General features: G+C 43.3%; 16 protein-coding genes. 5 read left to right on the top strand and 11 right to left on the bottom strand.

Annotated features, from left to right (window positions below; all coding sequences use genetic code 11):
* Positions 1-18: 18 nt before the first annotated feature.
* On the bottom strand, positions 19-1416 hold the full coding sequence (locus I3257_RS04375) for an efflux RND transporter periplasmic adaptor subunit (protein WP_201605019.1): 1398 nt from the start codon (positions 1414-1416) through the stop codon (positions 19-21).
* 620 nt (positions 1417-2036) lie between these two features.
* Positions 2037-3062 (bottom strand): polyprenyl synthetase family protein, encoded by a 1026-nt coding sequence (locus I3257_RS04370; protein ID WP_045451146.1) that lies wholly within the window; start codon positions 3060-3062, stop codon positions 2037-2039.
* 551 nt (positions 3063-3613) lie between these two features.
* Between I3257_RS04370 and rplU the strand changes: the two genes are divergently transcribed.
* The 3 genes from rplU to lolA all read left to right on the top strand — a co-directional run bounded on the left by rplU (position 3614) and on the right by lolA (position 5415).
* On the top strand, positions 3614-3925 hold the full coding sequence (gene rplU, locus I3257_RS04365) for a 50S ribosomal protein L21 (RefSeq protein WP_010199185.1): 312 nt from the start codon (positions 3614-3616) through the stop codon (positions 3923-3925).
* Between the two features lie 91 nt (positions 3926-4016).
* Positions 4017-4274 carry a 50S ribosomal protein L27 gene (gene rpmA / locus I3257_RS04360; RefSeq protein ID WP_055123782.1) on the top strand — a complete coding sequence of 86 codons (258 nt, stop codon included), beginning with the start codon at positions 4017-4019 and terminating at the stop codon, positions 4272-4274.
* 454 nt (positions 4275-4728) lie between these two features.
* Positions 4729-5415, top strand: a complete 687-nt coding sequence (lolA, locus tag I3257_RS04355; protein ID WP_201581828.1) for an outer membrane lipoprotein chaperone LolA — start codon at positions 4729-4731, stop codon at positions 5413-5415.
* Between the two features lie 198 nt (positions 5416-5613).
* Here lolA and scpB read toward each other — a convergent pair whose 3' ends face one another.
* The 9 genes from scpB to mrdA all read right to left on the bottom strand — a co-directional run bounded on the left by scpB (position 5614) and on the right by mrdA (position 14088).
* Complete coding sequence (scpB, locus tag I3257_RS04350) at positions 5614-6159, bottom strand: SMC-Scp complex subunit ScpB (protein ID WP_227678880.1); 546 nt, start codon at positions 6157-6159, stop codon at positions 5614-5616.
* 136 nt (positions 6160-6295) lie between these two features.
* A complete protein-coding gene (locus I3257_RS04345; protein WP_238048923.1) occupies positions 6296-7123 on the bottom strand; it encodes a segregation/condensation protein A in 828 nt (275 codons plus the stop codon).
* A gap of 2 nt (positions 7124-7125) precedes the next feature.
* Entirely contained in the window at positions 7126-7737 is a 612-nt protein-coding gene (locus I3257_RS04340; protein WP_238048922.1) for a class I SAM-dependent methyltransferase, read from the bottom strand.
* A 27-nt stretch (positions 7738-7764) separates the two neighbouring features.
* Entirely contained in the window at positions 7765-8865 is a 1101-nt protein-coding gene (locus tag I3257_RS04335) for a tryptophan--tRNA ligase (RefSeq protein WP_238048921.1), read from the bottom strand.
* A 155-nt stretch (positions 8866-9020) separates the two neighbouring features.
* On the bottom strand, positions 9021-10112 hold the full coding sequence (locus I3257_RS04330; RefSeq protein ID WP_055123785.1) for a lipid A biosynthesis acyltransferase: 1092 nt from the start codon (positions 10110-10112) through the stop codon (positions 9021-9023).
* Positions 10113-10343: 231 nt separating this feature from the next.
* Positions 10344-10730 carry a 30S ribosomal protein S9 gene (gene rpsI / locus I3257_RS04325; protein WP_045451158.1) on the bottom strand — a complete coding sequence of 129 codons (387 nt, stop codon included), beginning with the start codon at positions 10728-10730 and terminating at the stop codon, positions 10344-10346.
* A 10-nt stretch (positions 10731-10740) separates the two neighbouring features.
* Positions 10741-11169 carry a 50S ribosomal protein L13 gene (gene rplM / locus I3257_RS04320; protein WP_045447009.1) on the bottom strand — a complete coding sequence of 143 codons (429 nt, stop codon included), beginning with the start codon at positions 11167-11169 and terminating at the stop codon, positions 10741-10743.
* Positions 11170-11379: 210 nt separating this feature from the next.
* Positions 11380-12066: a 16S rRNA (guanine(966)-N(2))-methyltransferase RsmD gene (rsmD, locus tag I3257_RS04315; RefSeq protein WP_238048920.1), complete on the bottom strand. Its 687-nt coding sequence runs from the start codon at positions 12064-12066 to the stop codon at positions 11380-11382.
* 36 nt (positions 12067-12102) lie between these two features.
* Positions 12103-14088, bottom strand: a complete 1986-nt coding sequence (gene mrdA / locus I3257_RS04310) for a penicillin-binding protein 2 (RefSeq protein WP_238048919.1) — start codon at positions 14086-14088, stop codon at positions 12103-12105.
* Positions 14089-14566: 478 nt separating this feature from the next.
* On the opposite strand from mrdA, the gene I3257_RS04305 reads away from it, so the two are divergent.
* Together I3257_RS04305 and I3257_RS04300 are read left to right on the top strand one after the other, a co-directional pair.
* Positions 14567-15901, top strand: a complete 1335-nt coding sequence (locus I3257_RS04305; protein ID WP_087815527.1) for a hypothetical protein — start codon at positions 14567-14569, stop codon at positions 15899-15901.
* Positions 15902-16152: 251 nt separating this feature from the next.
* Positions 16153-18183, top strand: coding sequence for a heme lyase CcmF/NrfE family subunit (locus I3257_RS04300; protein WP_238048918.1), 2031 nt, complete (start codon positions 16153-16155; stop codon positions 18181-18183).

Here is an 18183-nt window from a genome sequence, read left to right as displayed (position 1 = left end):
TCCTATCTTTGAATGGAATTAGTTAGCGGTAGACTCTGCTGGTTTCTGAGCAGTGGCATCTTTGCTAGCTGGCTTATCCATCGCTTTAGCAGCTTGCGGCGGCGTCTGGGCATTAGGGGCACCTTCTTTAGCTGGTGCTGGGTTTGGATTCTCTAATGGCTTAACGACCACCTCTTGTTCAGGCTTAACTTTTGAGCCGCCGATAACAACTATCTTGTCCCCTGCTTGTAAGCCGTCAGTGACAACCCACTGGCCTTTATAAGTGCCATTAATAGTGACAGGACGTACTTGGATTTTATTATTTTCATCAACGATGTAAACTTGCGTCTCACTTTTCGGTGTACGCATTACGGCGCTTTGCGGTACCAATGCAGCATTGGTAATCACGCTCTGTGTCAAACGTGCCGTCACATACATACCAGGCAGCAAGATGTTATTGCTGTTAGGGAAAATAGCACGCAAGGTCACAGCGCCTGTTGATTCGTCAACCTTTGCTTCAGATAAAGCAAGCTTGCCGCGTACTGGGTAGACTGAGCCATCTTCTAATACCAACTCAACCGAATTCATGCCCGGCTGTGCTTTGCCTTCAGCGATTTGCTGACGCAGTTTTAATAGCTCAGAGGATGATTGACTGATATCAACATAGATAGGATCTAAGCGTGAGATAGTCACCAGCGGATCAGCTTGACCTGCGCTGACCAAAGTACCAGCGGTGACACTAGAGCGGTCAGTACGACCTGACAGCGGGGCACGTACGATGGTACGGTTAAGATCTAGGTTACTAGCATCTAAACCCGCTTGAGCAGTTTGAATGCCTGCTTTTGCACTTTCGATGCCTGCTTGTGTCTGTCCAACAGCGGCGACCGCACTTTGTACCGCTGCTTGTGCAGTACGTACTTGTGTTTGTGCCTGCTCATACTGCTGCTTTGAGATGGCGTCGATGCTGACCAAGCCTTGTAAGCGCTGTAAATCATTTTGTGCTTGTGCCAATGATGCCTGACGGCTGGCTAGCTCGGCTTTTGCATTGGCATTATTTGCTTGTGCAGTCTGGTAATTTGCTTGTGCTTGTTGCACTGCTGCCTGACCACTGGTGACAGAAGAAGCGTAGTTATCAGTATTGATACGATAAAGTGGCTGGCCTTTTTTGACGTTGCCGCCTTCACGGAACAATACTTCGTCAATAACGCCATTAACTTGTGGGCGGACGTCGGCAGTCTGATAAGCCGTGGTACGTCCAGAAAAAGTCTGTACTTGGGGTACAGTATCGAGCGTGACAGTCTGGACGTTAACAACCGCAGGCGGCATCTGCTGCTGTGCGGCATCTGCGCCAGCGGCGTCCTCGTTTTTGTCACAGCCAATCAGTACAGCTCCAGATAGTACAGATGCTATTACAAGCGCAAGAGTAGAGTGCTTCATCAATGTCCTCGGCAATAGGTATAAAATAAGTAATGACAGTATAAAAAGTTTATCAATAAATCTAAGCGTATTGAATATAAAAATGAGTATTGATTCTAATGAGCTTTACTTTCTCGGCTAAATTTGTTCTTAATAATATGAATTTAGCCAAACATCACTATTAGAATCTCTAATAGCGATATAAGTATCAAGTATCGGTGTAAGAATCTTAAGCATCAAAGCTGTAGCCAAACCACAACCTTGATTAGTAAAGTTAACGAGTAATTATAAACTATCGGGATAACCCCACAGTCAAGTAGTTGAGCGCAGGATTTATGGTTAGAAACCGTAATATCAGCTTTTGTGAATGCATGAAATACTGTCATGGCAAGCGCCATCTTCATTAACAGCTAATGTACAGTCATACAACGGTCAATGAGAAATAATTGTAAACTTTTGTGAAAATAGTATAACCATATAGATTGTAAGGTCTTTAATGAATGATAAATAAGGTTTGCCAACAAAACAAAAACTTTAGCAACTATTAACTGTGACCATTAACACAATTACTCATTAAGGGTCTTTATCAACAGTTAATGGCTGCTAGCCGCAAGTATTGACAGCTGTTATGACGATACTGACTACAGCAAGCGTGCGCTAGCCAATTCAGTCAATTGATATAAGCCTGTGCGATAACGATTGTCAGGTAGCGTACTCAATGCTTGTTGCGCCAGCTTGGTTTCTTCCCAAGCCCGCTGCTTACAGTAATCTAATGATCCTGAGCGGCGCACTAACTCAATAAGTTGTTCAGCGTTCGGTGTCTTTCCAGTTTGTACGGCGACACGCAACTGCTCATAGCCTTCGATGTCGCTGTTTTTTAGCAGCTCAAGCGCTTTGATGGTCGGCAGGGTTGGCTTGCCTTCAGCGAGGTCGTCTCCTAGGTTTTTGCCCATTACCTCACTATCACCACTATAGTCGAGCACATCATCGATAATTTGAAAAGCATTGCCAAAGTGCTGACCAAAATCGCCTAAAGCCTGCATATGCTCTATTCTGTCTTGTAAAATTGCAGCGCCTTGAGTCGCCATCATAAACAGCCGCGAGGTTTTACCGTCAATAATGCGCAAGTAGTCCTCTTCTGTCGCGGCAGGGTTATGCTGATGCTGGAGCTGTAATACTTCGCCTTCAGCGATATCACAGGTGCCATCTGAGAATACTTGCAGCAGTGGTAAGCTTTGGAAGCCAACTAATAAATTAAAGGCGCGAGCAATCAGATAGTCACCGACCAGTACCGCGGTGGCATTATCCCATGTAGCATTAGCCGTCGGCTTACCACGGCGCTGTCCTGACTCATCAATCACATCGTCATGAACCAAGGTCGCTGTATGCAGCATCTCAGTAATAGCGGCTAGATGCATGGCTTTTTCTGAGGGCTTGTCCTCAAACATGCGTGCACATAACAAGGTAATCAGCGGGCGCATGCGCTTACCACCAGCATTGATTACATGCTGTGAGACGCTCATTACCAGCTGAACTTTGGAATTAAGACTACCGAATACTTGCTTGTCCATAATCTCAAAATCATCCGCCACGATACTTTGAATATCAGCATAATTAGGCGTTGATTGAGTCATTGAATCTGTTTTATGTGAAGGGATGCTGGTCATAATAAATAGTCATATTAATAAGAATAAAGAGAATTTTTTATAGCCTTAGTTTTATAGATAGGTAAGGCATTATTTTCTATAATAGCATAGCTATGCCTTTAGATTGTGGGTTAAAACGTGCCTAAAACATCGCACCTATCTTTTATATAAGATTTACTATATATAGAAATTGACATAAAAACTGTAAAAATTGGCTAAAATTTCACTAGAATTAATGGTCATTTATCGGCGACATTTAAGGTCCTTTAAGAGATGTATAAAAGGCTGTAAGTCGATGATTATATAAGTTATAATAGCCGCTGTTATTATATAGTGTTTTTTTGTTGGAGTAGCATCTTAGATGCGCTCCTAATCAGCAGTAGATATAATAAAAAGTGAGGTGGTTATTCGTGTAACTGCCTTACAAAAACCAGTCAAACAAGTGAGATAGACGGCTTGCTTTTATGAGCAAAAAGCCGTAAAATCTTGCCTTTAATTTTTCCCTGTCGTGTTCGTCGTAAAAGCGTTGGTATAACATCAGCCACGGCACACGGGTTAAACGGAGTCATACAATGTACGCAGTAATCAAAACTGGTGGTAAACAGCACCGTGTAGTTGTCGATGAGTTGCTTAAAGTTGAACTACTAAAAGCAGAAACTGGCGCAACAATCAAATTCGAAGATGTATTGATGATTGTTGACGGCGAAACTGTCAAAATCGGTCAGCCTATCGTTGAAGGTGCTAGCGTTGAAGTTGAAGTGGTTGAACATGGTCGCGGCGAAAAAATCCGTATCGTTAAGCACAACCGTCGTAAGCATTATCACAAAGAGCAAGGTCACCGCCAATGGTATACCTTGTTAAAAATCAAAGCCATTAATGCCTAATTATCCACTTAGCAATTACTGCTAAATAGTGCACTAAACGCTTAAGAGTTATCGCATCAGCGATAAGTCAAATTAACAAGGAGATTTTCCCATGGCACATAAGAAAGCTGCCGGTTCAAGCCGTAATGGTCGTGATTCAAACCCAAAAATGCTAGGCGTTAAAATCTTTGGTGGCCAAGCTATCACAGCTGGTAACATCATCGTTCGTCAACGTGGTACAGAATTCCACGCAGGCGAAGGCGTTGGCATGGGTCGTGACCATACTTTATTTGCACTGAATGACGGTGTGGTAAAGTTTGCGACCAAAGGTAAGTTCAACCGTCGTTATGTAATGGTTGAAAGCGCATAATTGCCCATCAAGGTTGTTTTAGTCGAAGACTAAAATAATCCGATGACTAAAAAGCCTCTATTACCGTTTGGTAGTAGGGGCTTTTTTTAGTTATTTTCGTAGGGGTTATGGATACTAAATTGGCTTTATGCTGCTAAACAATATTAGGAAATAATCAATAGTCAAAAAAATCACCATCCATGCGGTTTATTATTGTGTAGCCGCTTATGATCACAAAAATGGTCAAAAGAGTAGTTACAAGCGTGTATGGCAGCGGTAGTAAAGATTGCAAATCATGACTAGGCGTGTAATAAAAAAACTGGCACACTGTTGTCATTGTTTATGAGCACCCGTTTTATGGTTGTTAGATAAACATTTATGGAAAACAAAAATTTTAATAAGATGTCTTATTTTAAAGCGACAATTTTTAAGCGACAATTTTTAAGCGATTATGCATTTTTAGAGAGGATTTATGATGACTTTATTAACCAACAAAACAACTTTAAAACAAAAAATGATGAGCGGTGCTCTAGCTGGTGTATTAATGACATCGCTTGGTGTTGCAGCCCCAATGATGGTATTGACACAATCAGCTACTGCTGCACCAGCTGATAATTTGACCGCTGCCAAACGTTTAAACAAGCTGCTGACAAATACCAAAAGCATGACGGCTAACTTTAGCCAAACGACCAAAGGTGCCAACAGTGGTACTTTTACGGGTACGATGAGTGTACAACGCCCAAATAATTTCCGCTGGGAAACAAAGTCGCCATCACAGCAACTGATCGTCGCTAATGGTAACTCCATGTGGGTTTATGACAAGGATTTAGAACAAGCGACCAAGCAAAACGTTGACAGCCAAGTTGGTAATACGCCAGCACTGCTGTTATCAGGCGACCCAAGCCAAATTGACAAGAATTTCAAAATTACCCAGCCATATGATAATAAAAATTACTACGTGTTGTATCCAAAATCAGACAGTGCCAGCTTTAAGAGCTTGTCAATGAGTTTTAGCGGTGGGAAGCCCGTAATGATGGTGCTAAATGATAGCCTTGGTCAAACCACTTCAATCAAATTTAGTGGTATCAAACTGAACCCAAGCATTAGTAGCAGTCAGTTTAAGTTTACGCCACCAAAAGGCGTTGATGTCATTAATCAATAACAGGCCGTTATCAAGAGCCAATGCTTAAAAGTTAATTCTTGAGAGCCAGTCAAAGACTTTCTTGATTAAATAAAAAAGACAGATCCTATGCGGTCTGTCTTTTTTTTGAATGAAGATTCTCTGGAAAATAATGCTAAATCTCTTCTATATCATGTTTTAAATGCTTAATGATTTTTAAAGGCTTCACGCTCTAAAGGCTTAAGACATCGCTTTGATAGCGCTGATATCTGGCATCGGTGGTAACTCGCTCAACTCACTCAGTCCAAAGGCATCTAAAAATTGTGGCGTGGTCTGTAGTAATGCTGGGCGACCCAAGGTTTCTTTGTAACCTTTCTCTTCAATCCAGCCTTTATCAAATAGTTGACGCAATATATTGCTTGATAGCGTCACACCGCGCACGTGTTCTATGTCACTACGAGTCACTGGCTGCTTGTAAGCAATCACACTAAGCGTCTCAAGTAAGGCTTGGCTCAGGCGTTCTTGGCGCTGCGGGAAGACGCGTTGAATTAAAGCACTATAGTTATTCGCGACTTGCAGTCGATAACCGCTGGCAGTTTCGTGCAAGCTTAGCACGCCCATATCCAAGCGCTGTCTTAGTAGCGCCAAAGCCTCTGTTAGCTCTTTAGCCGTTAAAGATAGGTGTTTTCTTAAGACAGTGGCGGTGAGGGGCGCTTCGGACGCATGTAATAGCACTTCGATATGCTTGCTTAAGTCTGCTAGATGCTGTCGCTGCTCTTCGGTCAATGACAGTAAAGCGGTAGATAATGAGGATGGTTTGTCATGATCTTGCTTGGTATTGTCAGTATCTGTCATTAGAAAGCGACTCTTTTTAAATGATAATGTGTATCGATATTTATAGGAATAGATAGGTGAATAATAACTATGCCAACCACTGTAACGTTAAGGGTTTAATATGACGGTCTTCGGCATCATTATTGTCAGTGGTAGGGTGACTTTCTAAATCAGCATTTATAATACCAACCAACTGTCGTTTTATCAGCTCTAATATAGCGACGAAGCTGACAACCACACCTATTTTACCTTGTGTTTTATCTAGTAGCTCATAAAAAGAGCGCTCGCCATCCGTACTGAGCTGTCGGCTAATACTGGCAATACGATCAGCAAGAGGAACAGCATCGACGTTGATGGTATGCATTTGATAATCGGGCTGCAGCTGCATTTTAAATAGGCTGTCAATCAAAAGGTTTGGCGAATAGCTAGGTAGTTCAGCATTCATGACGTCTTGACCGGGCATACTGACCATGGCCAAAAACACATCACGCTCAAGACGTACCAGATTATCTAAGCGTTGACTGGCTACTTTGATTTGCGCATATTCTTCAAGGCGCTCAATCAGTTCTGCTTTTGGATCACGCTCATCGCTAGGAGTTTCAGGCTTGGGCAGCAACAGCTCGGTTTTAATGGCAATCAACGTGGACGCCATCAACAGATAATCGCCTGCCAATTCAAAATGCTCGGTATCTAATTCGCTGATGTAAGCCAAATACTGCTCCGTTATGGGTAGTATCGGCATTTGGGTCAGATCAACGTTATTTTTTTTGACCAAATATAGCAAGAAATCTAATGGTCCGGCAAACTGCTCAAGCCAAATGGCAAAGGCTTGCGGCGGCACATAGAGATCTTCTGGTAGATGTTGTACGGATGTCTGGTAAATGCGAATAGCAGTAGTATCAAATATATCTATCATGCTTAAGGTTCCTGACATACTGCCATAAATAATCCTGCACCAATATCCAAAGTATGACAAATATAACGAGAATTATTTATGAATTCTGTTAAGAATTCACAAACCTCACCACCATGAGAGATGACATTATCTACAATAAGAACACTGCCAACACTTAATACTTTATGTAGACGTTCGGTATAATTGGAATAAAACTGACGCTCCGCATCTAAAAATATCAAATCAAAAATGTCATCAGTCTCATTTAGAAAAACAAAGGCGTCTTGCACTATTAACCTGACGAGAGGGTATAAACCAGTATTCTGTAAGTGTTTCCTAGCAGCATCGCTTCGGCTTTTATCTATATCTAACGATATAAACTCAATGTTAGACTGGCAACGTAAACCATAAGCAAGCCATAATGTAGAAAACCCAGTTGAAGTACCAATCTCCAGTACTTTATTGGGCTTTCTTATCATGGCAATATTGGCTAGAAATTGAGCAGAATCCAGTTCTACATGACGATGACGATTAAGTCTATTCGTTTGCTCAGAGTCATACGCTTTGTCCGTATCATATACAGACTGACAATAAGACAAAAAATAAGTACGTTCAAAACCTTCATGCATCGACATTAATAATATCTACCAATACTTTGTTTATTATTTAAGTTTGGCAAGTGGACGGATACCAATGGCACGACGCGCTTTATCTAGTTGCTTACGGCTATGACGACGGGCTTTTTCTGCACCCATTTGTAAGATTTCTTCTAGCTCTTTTGGGTTAGCCATAAGATGCTCATAACGCGCGCGGAAGGGTGCTATTTCCGTATTTATTTTCTCAAACAGGGCTTGTTTAGCATCGCCCCAGCCGATACCAGCGGCGAACTGCGCGCGCATATCAGCAATTTCTGTAGGAGTAGCAAAGGCTTTATAAATCTCAAAAATAGCAGAGTCATCAGGGTCTTTTGGCTCAGCAGGTAACTGTGAGTTGGTCACAATTTTCATGATGGCTTTATGCATCTGCTTTTCGGCGCTAACTTGTGGATTAGAATCACCAAATAGCGGAATGGTATTGCCATAGCTCTTACTCATCTTGCGACCATCCAAACCCGTTAGTAATGGGATATCATCATCTACAACGGCAGATGGTAAGGTAAAGAGCGTTTTATAGCGATGATTAAAGGTACCAGCAATATCACGTGCCATTTCAACATGCTGAATTTGGTCGCGACCGACAGGTACATGTGTGGCATTAAACATCAAGATGTCTGCTGCCATGAGTACAGGGTAGCCAAATAACCCCATGTTGATACCTTGGTCAGGATCGACATCTTCTTTTTTCATATTAATATCAACAGCTGCTTTATAAGCATGAGCACGATTCATTAAACCTTTGGCACATGAGCAGTTCAAAATCCAAGCAAGCTCTGGTATTTCCGGCACATCTGATTGACGGTAAAAAGTGACGCGCTCAGGATCAAGTCCACAGGCAAGCCAAGTCGCTGCAATGGCCTTGGTCGATTCGTAAATAATAGCAGGATCATAACAGCCGATAATGCCATGGTAATCTGCTAAAAAAAAGAATGCTTCGTCATCACTGTTTTGGATAGACTGAATGGCTGGACGAATCGCGCCAACGTAATTTCCTAAATGCAAGGTACCTGTCGGTTTGATGCCCGTCAAAATGCGTTTGGCTTGCGTTGAGTGATCAGGAGCTTGGTTGTCAGAACTTTGGTTATCAGAAATATGAGTGTTATTCATGGTAAATCCATTATTTGGTTCATCAAGGTTTTATTTATAAAATTTTTGTTTTTCAATTTATTATAAATTCATTGTTATTTATACGTAGGTAATATAAAAAATATAAGCTGCAAAGTATAGCAAATTTTCTGGCGATCTTTCGTAGCAATACACGCTTACTTGTAGATATCAGTACGACCATCAGGACCATTTTTGAAACGACGATGGAACCACATCCACTGAGTGGGATCAATACGAATCAACCCCTCTAGCAACTCATTGACTCGCGTCGCATCAGCCAATTCATCGTTACTTGGATAGTTTTGAATTTCTGGGGTAATCGTTAGATGATAGTGCGGGCGTTTGCCTTTGGGTAAACTGTCTGGTGTCTGCCGGTAAGTATGCAGCGCCATTAATGCGGGTGGATGTGCCTTGTCGCCCAATTTTGCCATGCGCCGTGATGCTGTAATAGTCGCTGCTGGCACACCAAAGAATGGTGCCATGACGCCTTGTTTTAGACCATAATCTTGGTCAGGTGAGTACCAAATCACATGACCAGCTTTAATTGACTCAACAAAACTGCGCATGTCACGACTGGCTATTTGCTTGCTAAGAATACTGGCACGGCCATTATAAACAAACCAATCAAGTAGCGCGTTATTCTGCGGTCGATACATCCCATCCATCGGAAAAAATTGCGTACAGAGCATGCCGCCCAAATCAAGCATCGTATAATGAGCGCCCAGTAAAATGACAGGACGACCCTCATTCTGTGCATTGACAACGTGCTGTAATCCCGAAATTGAAACGGTACGAGTAAAAACATTTGGACGATACCAAGCGCATAAGGTTTCAAAAACACCAATGCCCTGATTGACAAAGACTTGTTTTGCCATCAATTCGCGCTCAACGTCTGGCTTCTCTGGAAAAGCCAGTTTTAAGTTGATAAGCGTATCACGCCGACGTGAGCCTGCTATTTTATAGATAAATATGCCCAGCTGACGTCCCAGCCAAAACTGCCATCGTAGCGGCAAATATATGATGGGTAAGATCATTGCTGCCAATAGCCAAATGCCCCAATATTTAGGCAACAAAAACTGCCATTGAAAAGGCTTTTTTTCTATGGGTGCTGTGCGCTTATGATTTTGGGTAATCGTTGGCATGCCAGCAGGTATCGCTGGGGACTTAGCAGGCTGCTGCGTACTTGACGGTGGTAGGCTGCTTTTGGCAGGTGGTTTGCTGGGGTCGTATTGTTCAGGCGCTTTCATAAAATTGTTACTAATAATGAAAAGTTATCATCATGATGGGGTAGTCAGCATTGCTTTGCAAGGTGAGTTACGAACAAAGTCACGAGCAAATGCAAAAGTCATCAGCCATAAAAAAACCTTATAAGCTGCGAACAGCTTATAAGGTTTTGCAAATCTACTATTTTCTTTAATATTGTGACTGTCGCTCTGAGATAAAGACAACAGCCGCAAAAAGATAAGAGATAGCTTTGATTAACGTTTCGAGAATTGTGGACGTTTACGTGCTTTACGTAGACCCAATTTCTTACGTTCAACTTGACGTGAGTCACGAGTAACAAAGCCAGCTGCTTTTAGTGCAGGCTTGTTGGCTTCGTTTAGCTCAATCAATGCACGCGTGATGCCGTGACGGATTGCGCCAGCTTGACCACTAATACCGCCACCTTTTACAGTGATGTAAAGGTCATAAGCAGTAGGTGAGTCAAGTAATTCTAGAGGCTGACGAACAACCATACGTGAAGTTTCACGGCTAAAATACTCATCAAGTGGCTTACCGTTAACAACGATGCTACCAGTACCTTTAGCTAAAAAGACACGAGCAGTAGACGTCTTGCGGCGACCAGTTCCGTAATTGCGTTCCATAAGTATATCCTTAGATGTCTAGTTCTTTAGGTTGCTGTGCAGTATGTGGATGTTCAGTACCCGCATATAGCTTCAGCTTCTTGATCATCGCATAGCCAAGAGGGCCCTTTGGAAGCATACCCTTAACTGCTTTGTGTAGAACATCTTCAGGCTTATGTGCAAGCAACTTACTGAAGTTGGTTTCCTTGATACCACCTGGGTAGCCACTGTGACGATAGTATTTTTTATCTTGCGCTTTTTTACCCGTTACCGTGATTTTATCAGCATTGATGACAACAATGAAGTCACCAGTGTCAACGTGCGGCGTAAAAGAAGGCTTATGCTTGCCACGTAAGCGACTAGCGATTTGAGTGGCTAAGCGACCAAGGGTTTTGCCGTCAGCATCTACGACATACCAGTCATGGGTCACTTCAGCTGGTTTTGCACTAAGTGTTTTCATGATAAAACCTTAAAATTAGAATTCGTTGAGAGTTTAGCTGGGAACGGGGCTCTCAAAAAACAGACTGCACATTATAAGCAGTAGTGCCTACGCTTGCAAGCTGCATTGGGGTTTATTTTCGCCTTATATACATTAAACTGCAGCGTTGGCCAGTTTTTAGCGGTTCTAAACATTTGTAAAATTTGTTAATGGCAGGCATTAACCCGACAATTATGACGATGATAAACGATAAAGTCCAGCAACAACTTGTCCAACTTTGGTCTGTTTCACACATTCAAAGCGGATTATTTGCTGAATAGTACCTGATTGGATATCTGGATTTTTATTAAGCGTCTCTTCCAGTTGCTTCAATTGGCTCTCTAAATCTTTATCCGCTTCTAGATAAATCAGTGTTTCACTATCAATTAACGACTGGGTAATCAGTGCTATTAAAATAGGTTGCCACAGATCTTGAGCATAGGGTGGATCGATGAATACAATATTGAAAGGGCGCGGAACAATCTGCTTTTGCATCAATACTCTTTCTGCAGTGCCTTGGATAATTTGATGGGTATCAGCGCTCAGATGTAACTGTTCAGCACTGTGACGCAGCATATTACTTTGCGCAGGATTTATTTCGATAAAGGTTGCGTGCGCGGCACCACGAGACAATGCTTCAAAACCTAAGGCACCGCTACCAGCACAGCTATCAAGCACATAAGCGCCATGAATATCAGGAAGTAGCCAGCTAAACAGCGTCTCTCGCAAGCGATCTGGGGTCGGACGTAGACCCTCTGCGTCGATAAAACGTACAACACGGCGTTTAAACTGACCACCAATGATCCGCACATCGCCCGCAGCTATATTTTTGTTCTTATGATTGTTCCTATGCTCGCGGCTGCTTATAGATTTTTTCATAATATTTATATGTACCGTATCTCGTTTAGCGTATTTTTACTCAGAGGTCGTGACGGCTGTGGCTGCTTCCACCTCTGCCTTTTCTTCTAGCGCTTTTTCTTCTTTTTCACGCTGGGCATCACGCATCAATTTTTCAAAAGCTTTTTGGCGCTTGATGACTTTTAGTTGATCAGCCGTTGGTGGCAAGATAGGGTCGTTTTTGCGCTGTAATATCCAGTAGTCAAATAGTGCGCGACCGATGGGTGCTGCAACCACACTACCACCGCCACCATTTTCGACCAGTACTGCAAGCGCAATCTCAGGATTTTCTACGGGTGCAAAACCATTGAACCACGCGTGATCCCAGTGACGTTTGTCTATGGCAGATTTATCATAGCGTTTGCCTTGCGCAATGGACTTGACTTGCGCAGTACCTGTTTTGCCCGCAATACGATAGCGCGGCGTATAAATCCCACGTCCGGTACCTGCCTTGACGGTTTCTTCCATTGCATCGTGCATACGTAGCCAGTCAGACGGTTTGCCGTTATATTCGATTTTACCATCAGGTTTGGTGATTACGTTAACTTGTGCTGCACCATCGCTACTTTTTAGGAGATGCGGAGTAATGTGATAGCCTTTGTTCGCTGTCATGGCGGTTGCATTGGCAATCTGTAATGGTGTGGCTAAGAAATAACCCTGCCCGATACTGACTGAGATGGTTTCGCCCGGCAACCAGCCTTTATCATAGGTGTCTTTTTTCCATTTTGGTGACGGCATAATTCCTGATTTTTCATTGGGCAAATCAATACCTGTTGGTTCACCAAACCCAAAACGTGCCATCCAATCATGTAGGCGCTGAATACCCATCTCATAAGCCAATTTATAATAATAGGTATCCACTGACATCACGATAGATTTTTTAAGATCTACCGTACCGTGACCACCACGCTTCCAGTCACGGAATCGATGTGAGTCTCCTGGTAAGCTAAAGTAACCGGGATCATAGATAGTGGTTTCCCAATTGCGCAGCCCATAATGAATGCCGCCTAAGCCTTCAAAAGGTTTAATCGTAGAGCCGGGTGGGTATGTCCCTTGTAGCGCACGATTATAGAGCGGCTGATCCAGATCTTCACGCAGATTGCCATAATCCTTAAAGGAGATGCCTGAGATAAAAGGGTTGGGATCATAGCTTGGATTACTGACAAACGCCAAGACATCACCATTTTTTGGATCGATTGCCACGATAGCGCCGCGACGACCGTCTAGCTGCTGCTGGGCGACTTGCTGTAAGCCATAATCTAAGCTTAGCGTAATGTCATTACCAGCTACTGGTGGTTTAGTGTCTAATTGACGCAAAATATTGCCAAGAGCATCGGTTTCTACCGACTGATAACCCGGTTGCCCTAGCAATATATCCTCGTAATAATCTTCGATACCGATTTTACCGATAAGGTCAGTGCCAGCGTAGCGATCTTTGTCAATGCGTTTGGTTTCTTTATCATTGATACGCCCAACATAGCCGATGACGTGTGCAAATAGCTCGTCATAAGGGTATGAACGTGTCAGCTTGCTTTGAATGGTCACGCCGCGAAAAAAGGGTTTACGCTCACTAAACTGCGCCAATTGGGCATCGGTTAAGTCAATTTTTATGGTCACAGGATCGTTTTTGCTTTTACTCAGTCGCGCTAAAATATCGGTAATATTTTCATCTGTTAGCTCAAAAATAGGCGCAAGCAAATTTAGCGTACGCTCTGGATTTTCGACTTCATCAGGGCTTAACATGGCCGTAAATACGGGCTGGTTGTCTGCCAATATGATCCCATTGCGATCATAAATATAGCCGCGGCTGGGTGGTGCAGAGATCAGTTTAATACGGTTATTGTCTGCTTGCGTCGTATACTTATCGTGCGCATAGACTTGCAGGTAACCATAACGCACGATCAAGCCGCTCAATCCAATAAATATCAGAATTCCAAGGATAATAATACGACTGGTGAAAACACGATTGACCTGTTCAGTATTGGGGGTTAGCGGTTTATTCATAGAAAGTAAGAGCCCAAACGGTCAGTGAGTCAATAAAAGAGAGTAAAAGGGCAGGGTCGTTCACCAAAGTGCGGCGAGCATAAAGGATAATGATAAGAATTTCAATTACATGGACTGATATGAGTTGAAATAATAATCCCTCAATCTATATACAGCGATGTGCGGTCATACAATCACAAATTATAACAGAACAAATGAGCCGCCGCAGTACACTCCCATTTATTTTGTGGTCGTTATTATCTAAAGCGCCTGTAGATGATATTAATATTGTTACTATCGAAAGTAATAGTAAAACGTGTCATCCTTAGTCACAACTTACCTAGGCTCGACGTGTGCTAATGAATGGCAAGTATGCTAAAATCAGGCGATTTATTTGATAATAATTATCATGGGCAGAGCGGCTTTTTGTTAAGCGTTCTAATTTGCTAATCCTTTTTAATTAGCGACGACAATTAACCTGTCAGGGGCAAGATAAGTCATGGATGCAACTTCATTGTGGCAGACAATAGCTGAACACCCAGAGTTTTTTGCCATGCTGACTATTCCGCCTGTGACTGCATTTGTCACATGGATACACGTGTGGATGGCGCTTAAAATGCTGTTCTATCCGATTAAGTTTCGGGGTATTCGTATTCCAAACTTCCCGTTTTTTGGGTTGCCAGGTATTGGCTGGCAAGGCATCGTCCCACGAAAGGCTGGCAAGATATCAGGCGTTATCGTGGATCAAACGCTGTCAAAGCTTGGCTCGCTTGATGAGTTTTTTCAGGCGATGGAGCCTGAGCAGATGGCGGTATTCATCACGGATACCGTGGACAAAAACCTTGAAGCATTGATTGATGAAATTATGCTGGACCATTCGCCAGCGCTGTGGGGTAATCTGCCTTATGCGTTAAAGCGCCGTGTCTACGCTCAAGCGCATCAAGAGCTGCCCAATATCATGCAGTCTTTGGTGACTGACTTGACCCATAACGTCGAAGACTTGGTTGATATGCGCAAAATGATTGTTAACACGATGGAAAGTGATCGTCGTTTAATGGTCAATATGTTTTTGAAGGTTGGTCAAAAAGAGATCGATTTTATTTGGCATATCAGTGCTTTGATTGGTTTGGTCTTCGGTATTATCCAAATGTTTATATTTTTGGTGGTGCCGCAGCATTGGACAGTGCCGTTTTTTGCCGCGATTTGGGGCTTTCTTACCAATTGGATTGCTATTTGGATGGTGTTTAATCCTGTAGAGCCGCGATTTATTCCTTATGTGAAGTTTTTTGCCGTCCAGAGTCGCTTTCCATTTATTAGACCGCAATTACCACATATCGCCCAGTATCGTTTGCAAGGCGGTTTTATGAAACGCCAAGAGGAAGTTTCTGAGGTTTTTGCTGAAATTGTCGTAAAAGATTTGGTGACGCTTGAAAACATCATGAATGAGATGATGTATGGTGACCGTGCTGCGCAAACGCGTGAGTTGATGAAGTCGCATTTATATAAAGTGCTAGAGTCGCCAGTGATTAGTACGACACTGCGCCTAGGCTTGGGTCGCCGCGAATATGGACAGCTAAAAAACACCATCATTGATAAGTCGATTGTTGCGACAATGGTGCCATTGCGAGATCCTGAGCTCAATGAAAGCCGTGCCAGTAAAATATTTGGGCTGTTTCGTGACCGTATTCGCGCGCTGACGCCAGATGAGTTTCAGAACTTATTACGTCCCGCTTTTCGTGAAGATGAGATGACATTAATCGTGTTGGGTGGTTTGACAGGGTTTTTAGCAGGCTGGTTGCATCTGGTCTTAGTGTTTTTTCCTGCGATTCAGTGATGACGCATTTTTTATGTCTTTATACACATCGCATACAGAGTGGATACAGAAACGTGACAAGTTGACGCTAATGTACCTTGCTGTAAGCGCCCTCAGCTGCAATGGCTAATGGCGCTTTTATCATAAATAATACTAATAAAGACCAGCAGTATAAATACTCGTAGTAACGATTACTGGATACTTTCGAATATCCTAAAAAACAATCCCTAAAATAAACAATGACCGTATTAAGGTAAACAAGGTTAGACCGTATGTTAATCACAGAATTGGGTTATTTTGCCTTGCTAGCCGCCTTTATATTGGCGATTTTGCAGGTGGTATTACCAACCGTCGGTATCATGCGTGACCACGTTGCGTGGCAGCGTTTGGCACCAAGTCTGGCGTGGGCACAATTTGCTGCCATGATCACATCATTTGCCGCGCTGATGGCAGGATTTTATTACAATGACTTCAGCCTCGTCTATGTCACTCAGCATTCTAATACGCTGTTGCCTTGGTATTATAAGCTGTCGGCAACTTGGGGTGGTCATGAGGGTTCATTGCTGCTTTGGATGACCATCATGGCTACTTGGTGTGCGCTAGTCTCTTACTTTAGCCGTGGTTTGCCACTGTCTATGCGTGCGCGAGTGTTGGTAATTTTGGCTGGCGTGCAGATGATGATGCTAGCGATGCTGATTTTTACCTCGTCGCCATTTGATCGTACATTGCCAAACTTACCTGTTGATGGTGCGGATCTAAATCCTGTGCTACAAGATTTCGGTTTGATTATTCACCCACCGATGCTGTATATGGGTTATGTGGGTTTGGTCGTGCCGTTTGCCTTTTGTATGGCGGCATTGTGGGAAGGTCGTTTAGATGCAGTGTGGACACGCTGGTCGCGTCCGTGGGCATTGGCGGCTTGGGGCTTTTTGACCGTTGGTATTGCGCTTGGCTCATGGTGGGCCTATTACGAGCTTGGCTGGGGTGGTTGGTGGTTCTGGGATCCAGTAGAGAACGCTTCATTGATGCCATGGCTGGCTGGTACCGCGCTGTTACATTCGCTTGCCGTCACAGAAAAACGTGGTGTCTTTAAAGCATGGACGATTATGCTGGCGATTTTTGCTTTTGCACTCAGTCTATTGGGCACCTTTCTTGTGCGTTCTGGCGTTATTACCTCGGTGCATTCGTTTGCCGCTGACCCAACGCGTGGTCTGGTCATTTTAGTCATTCTCGGTGTGATCATCGGCGGTGGCTTGTTGATGTTTGCAATACGTGGTTGGCGTTTAACGGTCGAAAGTCAGTATCAACTGATCTCACGCGAGTCATTTTTAGTCATTAACAACGTTATTATTTTAATTTCGACTTTGGTCGTATTACTCGGCACGCTGTATCCTATCATTGCTGACTCCTTTAATTTAGGTCAGGTGTCTGTCGGCCCTCCTTACTTCAATGCGCTGTTTGTACCGCTAACGTGGCTGATATTAGTAGCAATGGGTATGGGCTCGAACATTCGCTGGAAAAAAGACAGCCGTCCGCTATTGGGCGCTGGTATGGTCATTGCAGCCAGTAGTTTAGTGCTTGCGGCAGTTATCACGTATTTTGTGAGCCCGTCTGCGATGCTTAATATTGGCGTTACGTTGGCGGTCAGTTTTTGGGTACTGCTATGGATGGTGGTTGATTTTAAAGACAAAACCAAAAACGCACCCAATTTTGTTAAAGGGTTACGCCAGTTACGTCTGAGCTATTGGGGTCAACAGATCGCTCATATCGGTGTCATTATTGCCGTCATCGGCGTCGCATTTACCAGTACGTTAAGTATTGAACGTGATGTCGCGCTTGGACCAAACGATAGTGTTCATGTCCAAGGCTATGACTTTACCGTTAAAGGCTTTCGTGAAGTCAAAGGCAGTAATTTTGATGCCACCCAAGCTGAGGTTGAAATCAGCAAAGATGGCCGTGCTGTGACCACTCTGTATCCTGAAAAACGTAATTACATCATTAGTATGATGCCAGTCACAGAAGCCGCGATTGATGCTAGCCTCATGCGTGATGTTTATGTGGCACTGGGCGAACCTATCGCCGAAGATAGCAACGAATGGGCAGTACGTATTTATGTGAAACCGCTTATCCGCTGGATATGGCTAGGCGCTCTGATTATGGCGTTTGGTGCAGTATTGAGTATTCTTGATCATCGCTATCGTATTAAGAAAACCAAGACATCGGCACAAATTGCGGCAAATAAAGCAGGCTTTACCACCGTCGCCGATTTGGATGCTTCAGCATTAAAGACAGGGGATAATTAA

Origin of the sequence: Psychrobacter sp. Ps7 (genome assembly GCF_022129225.1) — a bacterium.
Lineage (GTDB): Bacteria > Pseudomonadota > Gammaproteobacteria > Pseudomonadales > Moraxellaceae > Psychrobacter > Psychrobacter immobilis_A.
The sequence above is the reverse complement of the archived record's forward strand: the minus strand, read 5'-3'. Positions and strand labels throughout refer to the sequence as shown.

Bases quoted from the DNA above. Each gene is read 5' to 3' on its own strand.
- I3257_RS04375 (WP_201605019.1), bottom strand. From the start codon at position 1,416: ATGAAGCACTCTACTCTTGCGCTTGTAATAGCATCTGTACTATCTGGA.
- I3257_RS04370 (WP_045451146.1), bottom strand. From the start codon at position 3,062: ATGACCAGCATCCCTTCACATAAAACAGATTCAATGACTCAATCAACG.
- rplU (WP_010199185.1), top strand. From the start codon at position 3,614: ATGTACGCAGTAATCAAAACTGGTGGTAAACAGCACCGTGTAGTTGTC.
- rpmA (WP_055123782.1), top strand. From the start codon at position 4,017: ATGGCACATAAGAAAGCTGCCGGTTCAAGCCGTAATGGTCGTGATTCA.
- lolA (WP_201581828.1), top strand. From the start codon at position 4,729: ATGACTTTATTAACCAACAAAACAACTTTAAAACAAAAAATGATGAGC.
- I3257_RS04345 (WP_238048923.1), bottom strand. From the start codon at position 7,123: ATGATAGATATATTTGATACTACTGCTATTCGCATTTACCAGACATCC.
- I3257_RS04340 (WP_238048922.1), bottom strand. From the start codon at position 7,737: ATGTCGATGCATGAAGGTTTTGAACGTACTTATTTTTTGTCTTATTGT.
- I3257_RS04335 (WP_238048921.1), bottom strand. From the start codon at position 8,865: ATGAATAACACTCATATTTCTGATAACCAAAGTTCTGACAACCAAGCT.
- I3257_RS04330 (WP_055123785.1), bottom strand. From the start codon at position 10,112: ATGAAAGCGCCTGAACAATACGACCCCAGCAAACCACCTGCCAAAAGC.
- rpsI (WP_045451158.1), bottom strand. From the start codon at position 10,730: ATGGAACGCAATTACGGAACTGGTCGCCGCAAGACGTCTACTGCTCGT.
- rplM (WP_045447009.1), bottom strand. From the start codon at position 11,169: ATGAAAACACTTAGTGCAAAACCAGCTGAAGTGACCCATGACTGGTAT.
- rsmD (WP_238048920.1), bottom strand. From the start codon at position 12,066: ATGAAAAAATCTATAAGCAGCCGCGAGCATAGGAACAATCATAAGAAC.
- mrdA (WP_238048919.1), bottom strand. From the start codon at position 14,088: ATGAATAAACCGCTAACCCCCAATACTGAACAGGTCAATCGTGTTTTC.
- I3257_RS04305 (WP_087815527.1), top strand. From the start codon at position 14,567: ATGGATGCAACTTCATTGTGGCAGACAATAGCTGAACACCCAGAGTTT.
- I3257_RS04300 (WP_238048918.1), top strand. From the start codon at position 16,153: ATGTTAATCACAGAATTGGGTTATTTTGCCTTGCTAGCCGCCTTTATA.